This window comes from Arthrobacter sp. Y3223151 (assembly GCF_059091125.1).
Genome location: NZ_JBNHGI010000004.1, coordinates 36,286 through 52,281 on the forward strand (window position 1 = coordinate 36,286; position 15,996 = coordinate 52,281).

Below are 15,996 nucleotides of genomic sequence, written 5' to 3' on the forward strand. Positions count from 1 at the left end.
AACCTTAAAGCCACGGGCCGCCACCGGGCGAAAACTCCGGCCTCAGGCCGGGAGCCATGGCCGGATGCCCGGAAACACGGCGATCCCGGCCTGCTGGAGGGCTCGGGACACCGCCGGAAACGGTTGCCTCAGACAAGCTTCAGTTATCGAGCGCTAACCGATTTGTGTCCCCGTCGCCGGCCCTCGCGACCTCAACCCGTCGGTTGGGCCCGCCGCACGAGGGTCCGGTGGCCGGAGTCGAGCCGCCTGGTCCAGCCGCGTGCGTCGAGGTGTTCGAGCAGCGGGATGGCCACCCGCCTAGTCGTGCCCAGCGCGCGGCGTGCCTCACTGGCCGTGAAGGGCTGGGGCAGGCGGGCCAGTTCGCGCATCGCCAGGGCGGGCGCCTGCGGAAGCAGCACAACCCCGCCGGCAAACCGGAGCAGGCGCCCGCTGCGTTCCGCGGCGGCGAGTTCGCGGTTGCCGAGACCCAGGGCCCTCAGGTCGTGGGCTTCCGGGGCGGCGAAGGGTTCGGACCCGAGGCGGCGCTCCAGCGTGCTGACCGCGTCCTCGGCGGCACCGAGATCGCCGTGTTCGCCCGGCAGCCGGACGTATCCGCCGACCTGTTCCAGCCCCGCCTCCCGGACGGCCGCCTCGAGCACCGCGTTCCCTGCCGGTCCGAGCAGGTCAACGGCGGCCCCGCGGGACAGGCCGGCCGCCAGCGGGTCCTGCTCCCCCAGTTCCAGCACTGCGTCCCGAAGCCGCCGCCGCCAGGCGTCGAAGACGGGTGCGTGCACCCACCACTCGCCGAACGCCCGGACGTCGTCGGGGACCCTGCCGGGCGCCGTGACACCCATCCGGCGGAGGTGCTCACTCCGGACAGCCCCCCGGCGGACCACCTCGATGAGCGCGTCGCCCCGGGGAGGCAGCGCCGCGAGGCTTTCGGCGCGCCTGGCGCCGTCCCCGCGACGGTCGAGCGCCGGCGGGTCGACGTCGAGGACCTGGGCTCCGGCCAGCACCGACCGGCTGCCTTCGGCCCGCAGCACCAGGCGGTCCCCGATCGCCAGCGGGAGCCGCCGCTCGAGCGTCAGCCGGGCGTGGTCCTCGTTGAACGGGCGCACCCGGCACGGCACGGCCGCGGTGCCGATGTGGGCGAGCAGGTGCCGCGGCCCGTCCGGGAACGCCGCACCCATCGTGCGGCGGACGTCGATGCTGTCCACGAGGAGCCAGGCGTCTTCGGACAGGAGGACGTCGCCGCGATGGATGCCGCCGGCGGCCAGGCCGCGCACATTGACGCCGACCCGGTTGCTCGGACCGATGGACGATAAGGCTTCGTTGCGGCTGTGCAGGCCCCGCACCGACACCGGCCGGAGGCTGCCGTGGCCCGCGAGCTGCAGGCGGTCGCCCACGGCCAGGGAGCCGGCCGTCAGCGTTCCGGTCACCACCGTTCCCGCGCCGCTGATCGTGAAGGATCGGTCGATCCACAACCGCACGCGGCCGGAGGGGTCGGGAGCGGGGATCGAGGACAAGGTTGTATCCAGTACCTTGCGCAACTCGTCGAGGCCGGCTCCCGTGACCGCGGATACGGCGACTGCCGGGGCGTCGTGCAGCCCGGTGCCGGCCAGCTCCGCCCGCACCCGCGCGAGGACCTCGCCGGCCCGGCCCGGCGCGCGGTCGCTGCGGGTCAGCACCACCAGCCCGTGGTTGATGCCCAACGCAGCGACGGCGTCCCGGTGGTCGCTGGATTGGGCCTGCCAGCCTTCGTCCGCGGCGACGACGAAACACACGGCGGGAACGGGACCGAGTCCGGCCAGCATATTGCCCAGGAACTTCTCGTGGCCGGGCACGTCCACGAGCGCCACGTCCCTGCCCGACGGGAGCACGGTCCAGGCGAAACCCAGGTCGATGGTCAGACCGCGGCGCCGTTCCTCGGCCCAACGGTCGGGCTCCATTCCGGTGAGCGCGCGCACGAGGGTGCTTTTGCCGTGATCGACGTGTCCCGCGGTGGCCACCACGAACATGTCAGGAGCCCGTGGTTCGCTGCTGGTCGTCGGTGTGCGCCAGCGCCGAGCGTACGGCGGCGGCGAGCCGCTCGTCGTCGGCCTCGGGCACGCAGCGCAGGTCCACCAGGCAGGCACCGCGGTGGACCCGGGGCAACACAACGGGGTCGCCCGTCCGCAGCCGTCGGGCGGCCGCTTCGGGCAGCTGGAGGGCCCACCCGGGCAGCGGCACCCCGGGCGCTCCCCCGCCGCCGACCCTTCCGTCGTGCTCCACCACCCGGCCGCCGGCGCTGGCCGCCAGGCGCTCCGTGCGCTGCCGCAGCCGGGCGGGGTCGGCGTGCAGGGCCGCCGCCACCGGCGTCTGTTCTCCGGTGAGCGTCGCCTCCACCGCGGCCAGCGTCAGTTTGTCTGCCCGCACCGCCCGCGCGAGCGGGTGGCGGGCCAGCCGGGTGATGACCGCGGCCCGGCCCAACAGCAGTCCCGCCTGGGGGCCGCCCAGGAGTTTGTCACCGCTGGCGATGACGACGTCGGCCCCGGCGGCGAGCGCGCCGGAGATGTCCGGTTCCCGGGGCAGCACCGGGTCTGGGTGGAGCAGGCCGCTGCCCAGGTCCACGACCAGCGGGATCCGGTGTTCTTCGGCCAGGGACCGGAGCCGGCCGATGCCGACGTCGGCGGTGAATCCGCTGACCCGGAAATTGCTCGGGTGCACCTTGAGCAGGCAGCCGGTCTGCGCGCCGATCGCCGAGGCGTAGTCCTCCAGGTGCGTCCGGTTGGTGGTGCCCACTTCGCGCAGCCGGGCACCGGTCGATTCGATCAGCTCGGTCAGCCTGAAACCGGCCCCGATCTCGATGAGTTCGCCGCGGCTGATGACCACTTCGCGCGATCCGGCCAGGGCGGTGGTGGCCAGCACCAGGGCCGCGGCGCCGTTGTTGACCACCAGCGCTTCCTCGGCGGCCGGGCAGGCGTCCAGCAAAGCCTTCCGCGCACCGGCCCCGCGCCGGGACCGTCCGCCGGTGGGCAGGTCCATCTCGACGTCGACATAACCGGCCGCCGACAGCACCGCCTGGCGTGCGGACGCGGAGAGCGGAGCGCGTCCCAGATTCGTGTGGACGATGACGCCGGTGGCGTTCAGCACCGGGCGCAACGAGCTGGCCGCGCGGGAAGCCACCGCGGTCAGGACCGTCGCCTCGACGTCTTCCGGGGCAAGGTCGCCGCGACGCGCCTGTTCCTGCACGTCCCGGACGGTGGAACGGATGGCGTCGTCGCCGAGGCGCACGCGTGCGTGGAGAAGTTCCGGGTGGGCGAGCAGCTGGTCGGTGCGCGGAATGTGCCGGCGCGGGTCGTTCTGGCCCACGGCCCTCCTTCCGGGTCACCTTCAGCTGCGCAGCTGGCGGAAGCGGACGGGAATCGAACCCGCCAGGCCGAGGTACTCGGCCTCACCGGTTTTGAAGACCGGGGGGCCCACCAGGACCCGGACGCCTCCACGAGCATGGTAACACCGGCCCGCCGCTCCTATGCTGTGATCATGAACGGGATCACCGGCGTCGCAGAAGAGTCCGCCGCAGCAGTCCGGCTCACGGGATACGCACACGGCGGAGGCTGTGCCTGCAAGATTCCGCCCGGCGAGCTCGAGGACGTTGTCCGCGGCCTGACCGGCCAAACCAACCCCGACGTCCTGGTGGGGCTCGACGACGGCGACGACGCATCCGCCGTCCGGGTCGGCGAGGACCTCGCGGTGCTCTCGACGGCGGACTTCTTCCCTCCCGTGGTCGACGACGCGTACGACTGGGGCCGGATCGCGGCGGCGAACGCCCTCTCCGACATCTATGCCATGGGCGGCCGTCCGGTCAGCGCGATCAACCTGGTCGGCTGGCCCCGGGACGTCCTGCCGATGGTACTGCTGACCGAAGTGCTGCGGGGCGGGCTCGCCGTGGCGTCCGAAGCGGGCTGTCCGGTGACGGGCGGGCACTCGGTTGACGACCCGGAACCGAAGTACGGGATGGCGGTGACCGGCATCGCCGACCCCGGCAAGCTGATGCGCAATGACGCGGCCCGGCCCGGGCTGCCCCTCACGCTCACCAAGCCGATCGGCCTCGGCCTGCTCAACAACCGGCACAAGAGGACCGGAGAGGTCTTCGACGAGGCGGTCGCGGTGATGACGCAGCTGAACCGGGAGGCCGCCGACGCGGCCGTGCGCGGCGGCGTCCGCGCGGCGACCGACGTCACCGGGTTCGGCCTCCTCGGCCACCTCTACAAGATGTGCCGCGCGTCCGGCGTGGGCGCGGTCATCGACCGGAAGGCCGTGCCGCTCATCGCCGGCGCACGGGAGGCACTGCGGGATGGCTATATCTCCGGCGGCACCCGGCGCAACCTCGACTGGGTCCGCCCGCACCTGCGGCCGGGGGCGGGCATCACGGAGGATGACCTGCTGCTGCTGGCCGACGCGCAGACTTCCGGCGGATTGCTCGTGGTCGGGGAACTTCCCGGGCACCCCGTGGTGGGGCAGACCGTTCCGGGATCCGGGATCGAGGTGCGCTAGGCCCACACCAGCCTGGCTGGCGCCAGCCTGGCTCAGCCGGCGGTCGTGATCGAATCGTGGACGATGCCCGCGCGGCGCCGGGCCGCCAGCCGGGTTTTCTGCGGCTCGATCGTGTAGCGGGGATCCTCCGCCGAGCGGATGCCGGCACGCAGGATACCGAACCGCGTCAGCGCCGACGCGGCCAGCAGCGCCGTGCCGCAGGCCGCGGCCGCCGGCCTGTGCCTGCCGACGGCGAGCACCCCCGCACCGGCAGCCACGGCCAGCCGGTCGCTCCACTTAAGCATGTGCCCGGGAGCACCCTCGTGGAGGGGTTCCGCGGCCACCGGGTCCATGCCGCGTTCCAGGGCCCGGGTGGCGATGACCTCACCGGCAACGCCGAGGACCGCGAGCGCCCGGGCGGGCCCGGCTTCGCGGACGGGGGTCGTGATCATGGCAAGACCGGCCGCGGCGAGGCTGGCAGAACTGACGAAAACGAAGGGCAGGTTGTCGCGACCGGCATTCCAGGTCGGGTTCGCGGTGTCCGACAACAGAACCGCGGTGTAGGCGGAGAGCGGTGCCGCGAACACCGCTGCCTCGACTCCCGCCGGGCCCTCGAGCGCGCGCAGCACCGGGCGCAGCGGCCCCAGCGGCAGCCGGGAGCCGGTCAGGCGGTCGATTTCGGACGCCGCGGAGATCCCGGCACCGGCGCTGAACGCCGCAAGGATCCAGGAGCCCAGGCTCATGGGCGAGGTGGGCTTGATGGTGCGCAGCATGTTGAGGAACCGCTCGGGCCGGCCCAGGTCTTCGATCAGCGCGACGGCGCCGAGGCCGACTGCCGTGAGGGCGGACAGGCGGCTGTTGCGGCACAGCGCACGCCTGCCCGTCAGTTGCCCGCCGAGTCCGAGCAGCGCCGAGCCGCCGGCTACGCCGCCGAGGAAGAGGTAGAGGGCTATCGGGTCGCCCCACGGCGGCGGCTTGACCACGGGCCGGCCGTAGTAGGAGTCGAACCGGGCGTCCGGAACCACCGGCAGTTCGCCCGAGCCGTCTCCGGTCCCGGCGCGGCGCCGCTTGCCGCCGCGCCGGGAGCGGCGAGGCGGTTCGGGCGGGCGGTAGCTGTCGAAGTCGGAGACGGTCACCCGCGGCCTCCCGTCAGGAAGGCGGCCGCGGCCGCGGCCAGCATGCCGGCCGCGGCGATGCCCGCCCGTTTGAACATGCGCGGCAGGTCCGCCGTGGGCACCCGCGGGTCCGGCGGCAGCCCGTACACCTCCGGTTCGTCGAGCAGCAGGAACACGGAACCGGTGCCGCCCACGCCGTCGGAATCGTTGGCCCCGTAGAGGCGTGCCTCGGTCAGCCCCTGCGAGTGCAGTTCAGCTACCCGCTGCTTCGCGGTGGCCACCAATTCCTCGCGCTCGCCGTACTTGATCGACGTCGTGGGGCAGGCCTGGGCGCAGGCCGGCGTCTGGTCGTCGGTGATCCGGTCGTAGCACAGCGTGCATTTCTGGGCGACACCGACGTTGCGGGTCGGGGCTTGTTCCCCCGGGGTGAAGTCACGCTGCGTCTTCGGTCCTGCCGTGCCGTCGCTGCGCCGTTCGATCACGCCGAACGGGCATCCCGCGACGCAGGTGCCGCAGCCGTTGCAGACGTCGTCCTGCACCACCACCGTGCCGTGTTCTGTGCGGAACAGCGCACCGGTGGGGCACACGTCCAGGCACCCGGCGTTGGTGCAGTGCTTGCACACATCCGAGGACATCAGCCAGCGGAAATCGGGCGTATCGGGAGGCGTCGTATCCACGCCCGAAGGCTTCGCCGCTGCAGCCGCGCTTCCCGGCGGTCCGATGCCGGGCATGCCGAGGCTGACGAGTGCCCGCCCGGAGTCGCGTGCCTTTTCGATCCGCCCGCGGTCCTGCTCGACGAAGGCGACGTGGCGCCACGTGTCGGCTCCCAGCGCGCCGGTGTTGTCGTAGGAGGACTGCAGCAGTTCGTACTGCGGGTCGGCGGGATTGCGGTTCCATTCCTTGCAGGCCACCTCGCACGCCTTGCAGCCGATGCAGATCGAGGTGTCCGTGAAGAAGCCCTTGCGCGGGTGTCCGGTGTGCGGAATGTCCCCGGGCGCTTCGGTCAGCCGTTTCATAAGCCTTCCCTCGTGGTGTCATCACCCGGCACGGGGCCGGGATGGGTGATCTTGTCGCTGCCGGTCTCGGGCGTCACCCCGGCGCGGGCCCGGTATTCGGCGACCAGGGCGAGCAGTTCCGGGCCCTGAGGCCGGCGGCCCGGGAAGATGTCGCACGATCCGGCCTTGGATTCCTGGATCTGTACGTTCGGGTCCAGGGTCACGCCCAGCAGGTCGTTGGCTGCGTCCCCGCTGATGACCGCTTCCTGTCCGACGCCCCAGTGGTAGGGCACCCCGATCTGGTGCACCGTGCGCCCGCCGACGACCAGCGGCTTCATCCGTTCGGTCACGAGCACCTTGGCCTCGATGGCTGCCCGTGGCGAGACGATTGTCGCCCAACCGTAGGGTTCCAGGCCGCGTTCGGCCGCCAGTTCCGGCGACACTTCGCAGAACATTTCCGGCTGCAGCTCCGAGAGGTACGGCAGCCAGCGGCTCATCCCGCCGGCCGTGTGGTGTTCGGTCAAGCGGTAGGTGGTGAACACGTAGGGGTAGATGTCCGAACCGCGCACGTTGGCACTCGGCGCGCTGAGGTTGTCTGCGCGCGGGAAGGTGATCCGGGCGGGATTCTGCTGCTGCCGGTAGAGCGGGTTGGCGACCGGAGATTCCTGCGGCTCGTAGTGGGTCGGCAGCGGCCCGTCCACCATGCCCTTGGGCGCGAACAGCCACCCCTTGCCGTCGGCTTGCATGATGAAGGGGTCGTCTCCGGCCAGCGCGGCGGCGCCGCCGGCTGTCGGGTCCGGCTTGCTCCCGGGAGCGCGGTCCAGCGGGAAATCGGGGACGTCCTCCCCGGTCCACCGGTTCTGCTCCGGGTCCCACCAGATGTACTTCTTGCGTTCGCTCCAGGGCTTGCCGTCGGGGTCCGCCGACGCGCGGTTGTAGAGGATCCGCCGGTTCGCCGGCCAGGCCCAGCCCCACTCGGAGGCGACCGGCCCTTGTTCCTGGCCGGGCTTGCGGTCGGCGGCGTGGTTGATGCCGTCGGCGTACACGCCCGTGTAGATCCAGCATCCGCCCGAGGTCGAGCCGTCGGCGCGCATCTCGGTGTACGACGAGAGGGGCATGCCGGCCCGGGGACCGGTGAGATGCCGGCCGTTGATTTCCGCGAGCACCGCTTCGCCGTCGGGGTCGCCGTGTTCGTCGGTGGGATAGTCCCACGTGAGATCCAGCAGCGGCCGGTCTCGTTCATCGGTCGAATCCGCCAGTTTTTCCCGGAGGCGTATGCCCAGCTCGTAGAAGAACTGCAGTTCGCTGCGGCAGTCCCCCGGCGGCTGGATGGCCTGATGCCGCCATTGCAGCAGCCGCTGGGTCTGCGTGAAGGTTCCGGCCTTTTCCACGTGCGTCGCCGCCGGCAGGAAGAAGACTTCGGTGCCGATGTCCTCGGTCCGCAGCTCGCCCGTGGCGATCTCGGGACCGTCCTTCCACCACGTCGCCGACTCGATAAGGTTCAGGTCCCGCACCACCAGCCATTTCAAATGGGACATGCCTAAACGCTGCATGCGCCCGTTGGCGGATCCGACCGCGGGGTTCTGGCCGAAGAGGAAGTAGCCCTCGACCTCATCGGCAAGCATGCCCATGACCGTCTGGTAGGTCCCGTGCGGGCCGTCGATGCGCGGAAGGTAGCCGTAGCCCCAGTCCGAGTCCTCACGGGCCGCGTCGCCCCACCAGGCCTTGAGCAGGCTGATGGTGTAGGCATCGGCGTCGGCCCAGTAGCCCTTCTGGTCCGGCGACGCGATGCCTCCGAGGTAGTCCTGCAACGTCTCCATCTCGGCCTTCGGCATGGGGAGGTAGCCGGGCAACAGGTTGAACAGGGTCGGGATGTCGGTGGAGCCTTGGATGCTGGCATGGCCGCGCAGCGCCATGATTCCCCCGCCCGGCCGCCCCATGTTGCCCAGCAGCAGCTGCAGGATCGCCGCGGTCCGGATGTACTGCGCGCCCACGGTGTGCTGGGTCCAGCCGACGGAATACGCAAAGCAGGTGGTCCGGTCCCGGCCGGAGTTCTCCGTGACCGCCCGCGCCAGGTAGTCGAAATCCGCCAGGGAAATGCCGCAGGCCTCCCGGACCATCTCCGGGGTGTACCTGGCATAGTGCCGTTTCAGGATCTGGAACACCGTCCGCGGGTGCTCCAGCGTGGGGTCCTGCTCGAAATCGGGGTGGGCTAGGGTCGGCCCGCCGCTGCCGTACTGCTGCCCGGTCGCCCGGTCCGCGGTGTCGGCGCCGTGTTCGTGGCCGCCGGCTTCTCCTGCCTCCGACTTCCGTTCATAGGCCCAGGAGGCGAGGTCGTACTGGCCCGTTTCCGGATCGAATCCGGAGAACAGCCCGTCCAGGTCCTCGGCGTCCCGGAACTCTTTGTTCACCAGGGTCGCCGCATTGGTGTAGGCCCGCACGTAGTCCTTGAACCACAGATCGTTGCTGATCACGTAATTGATCAGGGCGCCCAGCAGCACGATGTCCGAACCGGCACGGATGGGCACGTGCCTGTCTGCCACCGCGCTGGTGCGGGTAAACCGAGGATCCACATGGATGACCTTCGCGCCGCGGGCCCTGGCTTCCGTGACCCACTGGTAGCCCACGGGATGGCACTCGGCCATGTTGGAGCCCTGGATGACGATGCAGTCGGCGTTGGCCATGTCCTGCAGTGATTGCGTCGCGCCGCCGCGTCCAAACGAGGTTCCCAAACTGGGAACCGTTGCGGAGTGTCAAATGCGGGCTTGGTTCTCGAGCTGGATGGCGCCCGCAGCGGTGAAGAGCTTCTTGATCAGATAGTTCTCTTCGTTGTCGAGGGTCGCCCCGCCCAGCCCGGCGATGCCCATGGTCCGCCGGAGCGGCCTGCCGTGCTCATCGCTTTGCTGCCATGTGTTCCGGCGGGCTTCGAGGAACCTGTCGGCGATCATCTCGACGGCGGTGTCCAGGTCAAGGTGCTGCCAGTCCTTGGCGTGGGGCGCTCGGTAGAGCACCCTCGTCTGCCGGCCGGGCGCGTTGACCAACTGCTCGCTGGCAGATCCCTTGGGGCAGAGCCGGCCGCGGGAGATCGGCGAATCCGGGTCGCCCTCGATCTGGACAACCTTTTCGTCCTTGACGAAGACGCGCTGACCGCATCCCACCGCGCAGTACGGACACACGCTTTGCACCACGCGGTCCGCGGTGGACGTCCGGGGAGCGATTTCACGGGTCCGCCGCGAGGTCACGGCCTCGCCCCGCCCGAGCGAATCACTCGTGCGGAACTGCCGTACAACCGGCCACTCCAGGAAGCTGAACCGCGACATGGGCCCACCCTAACCCATCCAATTCACCCACAACAGGGGAAACGACGACGCCGGAGGCTCGCGCGGACCCGATGAGGCGGCGGAGGCCGTGCCCTACATCCACAGGACACCGTCTTCCCGGAACTCCCGGACGCGGTGGGCCATCATCCTCCCCAGCAGCTCCGCGGGCACAGGCTGCGTGTAGGGCAGCTGCACCGATCCCTTGCCGGTCCGGAAGCCAGCCAATTCGTCGGCAAACGCCACCCGGATGCCAGGAGTGAAAACCATGTTCGCGTGCCGGCTGTATCCGGCGAAAACAAACATGATGGTGCCGTCGAGAGAGTACGCCGGGGAACCCCACTTCAAGGACTCTTCGGCTTCCGGAACCTGCCCGCGGCTCAGCGACCGCAGCTCCTCCAGCAGCGTGCGGGCGTCTGCAGGGAACGCCGCCAGGTACTCGTCCACGGTCTTCGGCTTGTCCATGTCTCGAAGTTACCCTGCCACGGGCAGACCGGGGCCGGTGTGTGCCGGTTTCGCACGCTAGGACCGGTGGGGTATTCCCTGTGGGCAGCGCGCGGTCCATACTCGGACACGTACGGGGCATCGGCGGGGCGGAGCCGCCCCTGGCGCAGGCTCCGGCCGCAGATGCAGGCGCGAACATCGGAGTCTGGCATGGCTAATTGGAGCGGTTCCCAGTCCCTCCTCCGGCGCAAGCCGATCACGGAGCTGGTGGAGGAGAGCGGGGAAAGCCACCTGTCCAAAAGCCTGGGCGTGTGGCAGCTGACCGCGATCGGCGTCGGCGGGATCATCGGCATCGGCATTTTCACGTTGGCCGGGCTGGTGGCCAACGGCGGCGCCGACGCGGATCCGGTCGGCCCGGCGGTGCTCATTTCCTTCCTCATTGCGGGCCTGGCCAGCGCGGCGGCGGCCCTGTCATATGCGGAATTCGCGGGCATGATCCCGTTTGCCGGCTCGGCCTACACCTATGGCTATGTGGCCCTGGGGGAGGTCATCGGCTGGTTTATCGGCTGGGACTTGCTGCTGGAATATACGGCCATCGTCGCCGTCGTCGCCATCGGCATCTCGGGCTATTTCAGCGCCTTTATGGAGGGCATCGGCGTCCAGGTCCCGGCGTGGATGGAGGGCACCTCCGACACGGTCGAGGGCGGCGTGGTCAACCTGCCGGCCATTGTGGTCTGCCTGCTGATCACGTGGATCCTCAGCCGCGGGACCCGCACCTTCGGCCGGTTCGAACTGATAGCGGTGGGGCTGAAGATCCTGTTGATCCTCTTCATCATCGGGCTGGGCTTCTTCTTCGTGAACCCGGGCAACTACAACCCGTTCATGCCCTCCGGATTCGGTCCGGTGCTGGCGGGAGCCGCCACCGTATTCTTCGCGGTCTTCGGCTATGACGCGATGAGCACGGCGGCGGAGGAATCCGTAGACGGCAAGAAGCACATGCCGAAGGCGATCCTGCTGTCGCTGGCCATCGCGATGGCGCTCTATGTGCTGGCCACCCTGGTGCTGACCGGAATGCAGAACTACACGGACATCAGCCCCACCGCGGGGTTCGCGTCCGCCTTCGAGTCGGTCGGGCTGCCGGTCGTGGCCACGATCATTGCCGCCTTCGCCGTTGTTTCGATCCTGACCGTGATGCTCACCTTCCTGCTGGGCGTGACCAGAGTTTGGTTCTCGATGAGCCGCGACGGGCTGCTGCCGGGCTGGTTCGCGGCGACGGACCGGCACGGCACCCCGCAGCGGGTGACGTGGATCGCCGGCATCGCGTCAGCGCTGCTGGCCGGGGTGTTCCCCATCCGTGCCGTGGCCGACCTGACCAACATCGGCATTTTGGCCGCCTTCGTGGTGGTCTGCGTCGCCGTGATCGTGCTGCGGCGCACCCGGCCGGAGGTACCGCGGACCTTCCGGCTGCCGTGGATGCCGGTGGTCCCGGCCTTCGGCGTCTTGGCCTCGGGGTTCCTGATGCTGCAGCTCGACTGGGAAACCTGGGTGCGCTTCCTGATCTGGCTGATCATCGGCCTGGTCATCTACCTGCTGTACAGCCGCAAGCACTCACTCATGAATCCGAACAGCCCGCGCCATCGGGCCGTACCCTGATCGGTGGCCCGAGCACCTATGCAGGGCTCGAACGAGTGAACCCGCAGCTCTGCAGTGGAACCGCGGCTGCATCGTCACAAGCCGTCGACGAGCTATTCGTTGAGCTCGGCGGTGGCGACTTCGTACTCTTCGACTTCGAGGATCTCCAGCGTTAGGGAGTTGCTTGCCTCGGAGCGAAGGCTGTTCGCCATCTCCGTACTTGCCGTCAGGTTTTCCTCCGTGTCGTATAGCGCGATGGATAAGGATTTGCCGTTCCCCTTCCCGTTCATGAAATAGAAGCCCCGGCAACCGGGGAGTTCCAGCACCCGCTTGACGAGGTCCTGCGGGAGTCCGCTGGAAGCGTCTTGGCTGCCTCGGTAAGTGCTGACTCGAGCGAACATGTTTCCTCCAATGGTTTATTAACTGGAGCCTCGCCTGCCGCTGCTCATTACAGGCGCATTGTGAGGGTGGACACAACCTCCGGCAAGCCATACCGCTGGTTCGGGCTCCTCCCACCAGTAAGCACCCCTCAGCGCCTGCGGACAATACCGGGACTCGACAATAATGGCTGCCCTTCGTCGGCGGTAGGTCTACTTGCAGTTGCAGAGTGGTCAACCGGGCGTAGTTCAACGGATGGTGTTTGGACCCAGGAGCAGTGCGTCGCCGACGCCGGCCCGCGCGCCGTCGTTCACGCCGGCCTACGGGAGCCGCCGGTCCCCAGAATGCTGCAGGCGCAGCCACTTGTAGCCGAACCCTTCGAGGGGCAGGGTGCAGGTGCCGTCCTCGGCGATTTTCACGTCCGCGTCACCCAGCAGGTCCAGCAGCAGCACGGCCCGGAGCTTTTCCGCCGGCCGGTCCTCCGTCGCCAGGTCCAGCGCGACGGTGACCGGATCGGGCGAGAGGTTATGCAGCAGGACCATGCTGGACTCCTCCCACGTGCAGCGGTGGGCCAGCACGGACTTCTCCGGCTGGTCGAGGATCTCGAAGTGCCCCCAGCCCAGCTCCGGGCACTCGCGGTAGCGCTTGATCAGCGTGGCCATGAAGTTCCACAGCGATTCCGGGTCCCGTTTGGCCTGGGCGGCGTTGACGAACTGCGGGCCGAAGCCGCCGTCCGCCAGCGGCGAGATCAGCTGTCCGGGCTCCGCGGTGGAAAAGCCCGCGTTCGGACCGTTCGTCCACTGCATGGGGGTGCGGACGGCCAGGCGGCCTTCCGCGTCCAGGTTCTCCCCCATGCCGATCTCCTCGCCGTAATACAGCACCGGGGTGCCGGGCAACGAAAACAGGAGCGAATACACCATCCTGATCCGGCGCGGGTCCCCGCCCAGCATCGGCGGCAGCCGGCGCTTGAGTCCGCGGCCGTAAAGCTGCATCTGTTCCTCGGGCCCGAAGGCCGCGAAGACCTCCTGGCGCTCCTCCTCGGTGAGCTTGTCCAGCGTCAGCTCGTCGTGGTTGCGCACGAAGGTAGCCCACTGGTTGTCCGGGTTGATGGCCGGCCTGCCCTGCAGGGCCTTCGCCAGCGGGCCCGCGTCCTGCCGGGCCAGGGAGAGGTACATGTTCTGCATGGCGATGAAGTCGAACATCACGTTGAGTTCGTCCCCGTCGCTGCCGCCGAAGAAGGTCAGCTGGTCCTCGTACGGCAGGTTGACTTCGCCCAGCAGGATTCCACCGCCGCGGCGGCGGCTCAGGAAACGGCGAAGGTCCCGCAGGAATTCGTGCGGATCCGGCAGCCCGGACCCGTCCTGCCCGGTGGTTTCAAGGAAGAAGGGCACCGCGTCCACCCGAAAACCGTCAAGCCCCAGCTCCAGCCAGAAGCCCATGGCCTTGGCAATATGGTTCCTGACCTCGGGGTTGGTCACGTTCAGGTCCGGCTGATGCCTGTAGAAGCGGTGCAGATACCACTCCCCCGTGGGCTTGTCTTGGGTCCAGATGGACTGCTCCTGGTCCGGGAACACAACCTCCCGGGAGGTGTCCGGCGGCGGGTCGGACCGCCACACGTAGTAATCCCGGTACGGACTGTCCGTGGACTGGCGCGCGGACTGGAACCACGGATGCTGGTCGGAGGTGTGGTTGACCACCAGGTCCGCGATGACCCGCATGCCGCGGTCCCGGGCGGTGCGGAGGAACTCCACCAGGTCGCCGTGGTCCCCCAGCCGCCGGTCCACGCCGTAGAAGTCCGTGACGTCGTAGCCGTCGTCCCGCTCCGGCGTCGGATAGAAGGGCATCAGCCAGATGCAGGTGACGCCCAGTTCGGCCAGATAATCCACGCGCTGCGCCAGGCCGGCGAAGTCGCCCACGCCGTCGCCGTCGGAATCGAAGTACGACTCCACGTCCAGGCAATAGACGACTGCCGTCTTCCACCACAGGTCGGAAGTGTCGGTAATCCTCACTGGCTTCTCCTCGCTTTCCGTCCGGGCGGTCGAGTCCGTCAGCGCAGCTTCGGCAGGACCTCGCCGGCGAACGTCTCGATGAAGGGCCGCTGCTCCTGGCCCACGAAGTGCAGGTACAACTCGTCGAAGCCCAGGTCCAGGTACTCCTGCAGCCACTCCACATGCCGGCCCGTGCTGGCCGATACGTTGACCGCCGTGCGCAGCTGGTCCTCGCCGACGTGCTCGCTCACGGCGTCGAAGTGGCTGGCCGTGGCCAGGTCCGCGGCCACGTGCGGGGCGAACGTGTTGGAGCGCCACTGGTCCATGGCGATGTCGACGGCGGCCTCCTCCGACGGTGTCCAGGACAGGTGCACCTGCAGCGCGGCCTTCCCGCGTCCGCCATTGTCCCGGTAACCGGCGAGGACCTTCCTGAGCTGCTCCGGCGCCTGGTTGACGGTGATCAGCCCGTCCGCCCAGCGCGCGGCGCGGCGGGCGGTCTCCACGCTGATGGCGGGGGCGATCAGCTCGGGCTTGGGCTCGGGTACCTCCCAAATCCGGGCGTGCTCCACGGTGACCAGTCCGCGGTGGGTGACCTCCTCGCCGTCGTGCAGGCGGCGGATCACCTCCACGGACTCCTCCAGCCGCTGCTGGCGCACGTCCTTGGAGGGCCAGGCGTCGCCCGTGATGTGCTCGTTGGAGTTCTCGCCGCTGCCCGGCGCCATCCAGAACCGCCCCGGAAACATGACGGCCAGGGTGGCCGAGGCGTGCGCGATGATGGCCGGATGGTAGCGCTGGCCGGGGGCGGTGACGACGCCGAACCGCAGCGCTGTGGTTGCCAGCGCCGCACCGAGCCAGGACCAAGCGAAGCCGGAATGCCCCTGCCGCACGGACCACGGCTCGATGTGGTCCGAACACATGGCGGCGTCGAAACCCGCTTCTTCTGCCAGTTTCACGTCCTGCAGCAGCTGGGCGGGCGAGATCTGTTCGTGGGATGCATGGAATCCGATGACAGGCACCACTCCATCCTTACCGTGCCGTCGCGGGTTGTCGAGGCACGTATCGCAGGTACGCGATGCCGTTGTCGAAGATTCTGTGTTCGGCGAGGCTGAGGTCGAGGTGCACGTCGTCGGGCAGGGCGTGCAGGCCGCCGCCCACCATCTTCGGCACCACGAAGAACCGGAAGTCGTCAACCATGCCCGCACGGATCGCGTCTGCCGCAACCGTGGGCCCGAAGATCTGGACCACACCGTGCGCGCGCTCCACGATCCGCTGCAGCTCTCCCAAGCTCAGGCGCGGCACGATGCGCGCCCGGTCCGAGGTGAGCTCTTCGGCCGTCATGGTCGACGACACCACGACCTTGTCCAGGTCCCGCCAGCGCCGGGCGAACTCCCGTTCGGCCGCAGGACGGTCCTCGCCGTCCGGATAGGTGTCCCAGTACCCCATCAACGCATAGGTTTTCCGCCCGAGCACCTCGGTCGATATCCCGGCCATGCGCTCGAGGTGCACAGCAAACACGGCATCACTCGGGCCCGTCCACTGGAAGTCGCCGTCGGCATCGGCGACGTAGCCGTCGATGGACGTTGTTGCCACATAGGCGAGGGTTCCCATGATCGTTCCGCCCCTTCACGGTGCT

General features: G+C 69.3%; 12 protein-coding genes and 1 tRNA gene. 2 read left to right on the top strand and 11 right to left on the bottom strand.

Annotation, left to right across the window (positions count from 1 at the left end; all coding sequences use genetic code 11):
• Positions 1-191: 191 nt before the first annotated feature.
• From selB to AC5RUP_RS07610, 3 genes are all read right to left on the bottom strand, one after another.
• The gene (gene selB, locus AC5RUP_RS07600) at positions 192-1,997 is read right to left on the bottom strand and encodes a selenocysteine-specific translation elongation factor (protein ID WP_494158426.1); all 1,806 of its coding nucleotides are present in this window, start codon (positions 1,995-1,997) and stop codon (positions 192-194) included.
• A gap of 1 nt (position 1,998) precedes the next feature.
• Entirely contained in the window at positions 1,999-3,330 is a 1,332-nt protein-coding gene (gene selA / locus AC5RUP_RS07605; protein ID WP_494158427.1) for an L-seryl-tRNA(Sec) selenium transferase, read from the bottom strand.
• 34 nt (positions 3,331-3,364) lie between these two features.
• Positions 3,365-3,459, bottom strand: a tRNA-Sec gene (locus AC5RUP_RS07610).
• A 42-nt stretch (positions 3,460-3,501) separates the two neighbouring features.
• Between AC5RUP_RS07610 and selD the strand changes: the two genes are divergently transcribed.
• A complete protein-coding gene (gene selD / locus AC5RUP_RS07615) occupies positions 3,502-4,515 on the top strand; it encodes a selenide, water dikinase SelD (RefSeq protein WP_494155030.1) in 1,014 nt (337 codons plus the stop codon).
• A 32-nt stretch (positions 4,516-4,547) separates the two neighbouring features.
• On the opposite strand, the gene nrfD is transcribed toward selD, so the two are convergent.
• The 4 genes from nrfD to AC5RUP_RS07635 form a co-directional block, all read right to left on the bottom strand.
• Positions 4,548-5,630: an NrfD/PsrC family molybdoenzyme membrane anchor subunit gene (gene nrfD, locus AC5RUP_RS07620; RefSeq protein ID WP_494158428.1), complete on the bottom strand. Its 1,083-nt coding sequence runs from the start codon at positions 5,628-5,630 to the stop codon at positions 4,548-4,550.
• Positions 5,627-6,625: a 4Fe-4S dicluster domain-containing protein gene (locus AC5RUP_RS07625; protein WP_494131961.1), complete on the bottom strand. Its 999-nt coding sequence runs from the start codon at positions 6,623-6,625 to the stop codon at positions 5,627-5,629. Before AC5RUP_RS07625 ends, nrfD begins: the two co-directional genes overlap by 4 nt.
• Positions 6,622-9,924: a formate dehydrogenase gene (gene fdh / locus AC5RUP_RS07630; RefSeq protein ID WP_494153319.1), complete on the bottom strand. Its 3,303-nt coding sequence runs from the start codon at positions 9,922-9,924 to the stop codon at positions 6,622-6,624. Before fdh ends, AC5RUP_RS07625 begins: the two co-directional genes overlap by 4 nt.
• Positions 9,925-10,017: 93 nt before the next feature.
• Positions 10,018-10,386, bottom strand: a complete 369-nt coding sequence (locus AC5RUP_RS07635) for an iron chaperone (RefSeq protein WP_494153320.1) — start codon at positions 10,384-10,386, stop codon at positions 10,018-10,020.
• A gap of 189 nt (positions 10,387-10,575) precedes the next feature.
• Between AC5RUP_RS07635 and AC5RUP_RS07640 the strand changes: the two genes are divergently transcribed.
• The gene (locus AC5RUP_RS07640) at positions 10,576-12,018 is read left to right on the top strand and encodes an amino acid permease (protein WP_494153321.1); all 1,443 of its coding nucleotides are present in this window, start codon (positions 10,576-10,578) and stop codon (positions 12,016-12,018) included.
• A gap of 92 nt (positions 12,019-12,110) precedes the next feature.
• On the opposite strand, the gene AC5RUP_RS07645 is transcribed toward AC5RUP_RS07640, so the two are convergent.
• The 4 genes from AC5RUP_RS07645 to AC5RUP_RS07660 all read right to left on the bottom strand — a co-directional run bounded on the left by AC5RUP_RS07645 (position 12,111) and on the right by AC5RUP_RS07660 (position 15,971).
• A complete protein-coding gene (locus tag AC5RUP_RS07645; protein WP_494153322.1) occupies positions 12,111-12,398 on the bottom strand; it encodes a hypothetical protein in 288 nt (95 codons plus the stop codon).
• Positions 12,399-12,695: 297 nt separating this feature from the next.
• On the bottom strand, positions 12,696-14,384 hold the full coding sequence (locus AC5RUP_RS07650) for an alpha-amylase family protein (RefSeq protein ID WP_494153323.1): 1,689 nt from the start codon (positions 14,382-14,384) through the stop codon (positions 12,696-12,698).
• Between the two features lie 38 nt (positions 14,385-14,422).
• Positions 14,423-15,379: a TIGR03885 family FMN-dependent LLM class oxidoreductase gene (locus AC5RUP_RS07655; RefSeq protein WP_494153324.1), complete on the bottom strand. Its 957-nt coding sequence runs from the start codon at positions 15,377-15,379 to the stop codon at positions 14,423-14,425.
• 10 nt (positions 15,380-15,389) lie between these two features.
• Complete coding sequence (locus tag AC5RUP_RS07660) at positions 15,390-15,971, bottom strand: dihydrofolate reductase family protein (RefSeq protein WP_494153325.1); 582 nt, start codon at positions 15,969-15,971, stop codon at positions 15,390-15,392.
• Positions 15,972-15,996: the final 25 nt, after the last annotated feature.

What these genes read in the sequence shown, in the direction of transcription:
- selB (WP_494158426.1), bottom strand. Translation starts at nt 1,997, where the DNA reads ATGTTCGTGGTGGCCACCGCGGGACACGTCGATCACGGCAAAAGCACC.
- selD (WP_494155030.1), top strand. Translation starts at nt 3,502, where the DNA reads ATGAACGGGATCACCGGCGTCGCAGAAGAGTCCGCCGCAGCAGTCCGG.
- AC5RUP_RS07625 (WP_494131961.1), bottom strand. Translation starts at nt 6,625, where the DNA reads ATGAAACGGCTGACCGAAGCGCCCGGGGACATTCCGCACACCGGACAC.
- AC5RUP_RS07635 (WP_494153320.1), bottom strand. Translation starts at nt 10,386, where the DNA reads ATGGACAAGCCGAAGACCGTGGACGAGTACCTGGCGGCGTTCCCTGCA.
- AC5RUP_RS07640 (WP_494153321.1), top strand. Translation starts at nt 10,576, where the DNA reads ATGGCTAATTGGAGCGGTTCCCAGTCCCTCCTCCGGCGCAAGCCGATC.
- AC5RUP_RS07645 (WP_494153322.1), bottom strand. Translation starts at nt 12,398, where the DNA reads ATGTTCGCTCGAGTCAGCACTTACCGAGGCAGCCAAGACGCTTCCAGC.
- AC5RUP_RS07660 (WP_494153325.1), bottom strand. Translation starts at nt 15,971, where the DNA reads ATGGGAACCCTCGCCTATGTGGCAACAACGTCCATCGACGGCTACGTC.